This is a genomic window from Rubritalea sp. (assembly GCF_039830215.1).
Taxonomy (GTDB): Bacteria; Verrucomicrobiota; Verrucomicrobiia; order Verrucomicrobiales; family Akkermansiaceae; genus Rubritalea.
In genome coordinates this window covers 1-1,467 of sequence record NZ_JBDOPO010000158.1, presented here as the reverse complement: position 1 = coordinate 1,467, position 1,467 = coordinate 1, and the positions used below count along the sequence as shown (strand labels likewise).

Sequence of the window (1,467 nt, the reverse complement as noted above, 5' to 3'; positions counted from 1 at the left end):
GAGTGAAAAATCGTCCGCCATAAACGGGAGGGATCGGACAGTGGGTGCAAAGATGGAGGCAGCCTCGGCTGGCCTCGGCATAGCCAGCAATTCGGCTATCCCCATCGTGCTCCAAGCGTGCATACTTCTCCAAGGGGGGCAAGCCGTGTCGCACAGGAGCTGCGAACGACAACTTTTCCAAGACTGGCAGGGCCATGACGCCGCGGCTAATAATTCCGTTGATCGTCTCCTTGGACCCTGACTCGATCGATTCGACCAAAGCAGTCAACGGCTTTTCGCATTCTCCCCCGATACAAGAATCAGCGTTGTGAGCGAGCAGGTAATCCGAATTCAAAGCTGCATAGAGCCCATAGAAGCAAATATGGCAGGATGGATTCAGCTCCCGAATCCGTGCGGCGACGCGCACCCCTAATCGCAGTGCCGTGTGCATAGGAACCGAGATGGCGATGAAACTAGCCTGGGCGACTCTTTCGCTGTCGAAGTTCTCTACCGCAATATCCATTACGGTTGGCTTGAAACCGGCCCGTTCGAGAAATCCCAGCGGCAACGCCACACCTAATGGCTGGTGGCCAAGCTCGTAACAGGAAATGAGAAGGACCGACCCCTCTGATCGCAAGCTCATCGAAACATTCTTTCATCGAAACTATGGAGGAATGGGCCTTCAACAAGAGTCTACCCGGAATCCAATCTCTGTTGAAGCGATATTTATAGTTATTTTCTGCTTCCTGAAGATGACCAATAGAACGGTTTACCTGTCATGATAGCGCAGTTTATGATTCGACTATAATAGTTGTACTATTGTGGTCAAATGCCTAATTGCCTGGTGACGAACAGCTGCTGGGGAAAAGTAAGACAGTTAGGCCAGAAAAACAGGTCCTGGATCCGCAGCTGCTGTTGCTCATCGAGCGCTGGCCGACGCTGAGCCAAGAGATCCAGCAGCAGATCGTGCTGCGGCTGGAGTGTTAGTGCTGGATGTTGCAATTAGGCAAGGTCTTCTCGATGGATCAACTTAAGACGCAACTGGTCTCTCTCGATGTTGACATACTCAAGGCTCTGTTGAGGCAATGTTTTCAACGGTGCAGAGTTTGCGCGCTCCTGCAGGGAGCTGATCGGTCTGAGCGACTCTGATCAGCTGGGACATCACCCATCCTTCTTAGACAATTCGGCCAGTGATGTGCAGTCGTCTTCGTGAGTCCGACCGACAGTCGGCTGAATCACAATCTCCAACCTGGAATGCGATTCACGCAGCGCCGCTTCGACTGCCTGTGGCGAGTCGGCCTGCCCAAAAATGAAGCCAAGATATCGAGAACCCTCCGGAAGAGGAACCAGCCATTGTCCCATGTGTGCTGAGATCGCCACGTCTTCGATCCCACTCACAGCCTTGGCCTCACCGAGGCCAAGGACTTCGATTAACCGACCGGCGTGTGCAGTTGGAATCATCATCACGCCTGTGGCCTGCGACTGGCG

The 1,467-nt window shown here is 53.4% G+C and carries 1 protein-coding gene and 2 pseudogenes; 1 reads left to right on the top strand and 2 read right to left on the bottom strand.

What is annotated here, in order from left to right:
* Positions 1–622 (bottom strand): annotated as a pseudogene (locus ABGY95_RS05220) (CUAEP/CCAEP-tail radical SAM protein); the annotation flags it as partial.
* A gap of 194 nt (positions 623–816) precedes the next feature.
* On the opposite strand from ABGY95_RS05220, the gene ABGY95_RS05215 reads away from it, so the two are divergent.
* A complete protein-coding gene (locus tag ABGY95_RS05215; RefSeq protein WP_347440640.1) occupies positions 817–966 on the top strand; it encodes a hypothetical protein in 150 nt (49 codons plus the stop codon).
* A gap of 174 nt (positions 967–1,140) precedes the next feature.
* Here ABGY95_RS05215 and ABGY95_RS05210 read toward each other — a convergent pair.
* A pseudogene (locus ABGY95_RS05210) lies at positions 1,141–1,467 on the bottom strand (hypothetical protein); the annotation flags it as partial.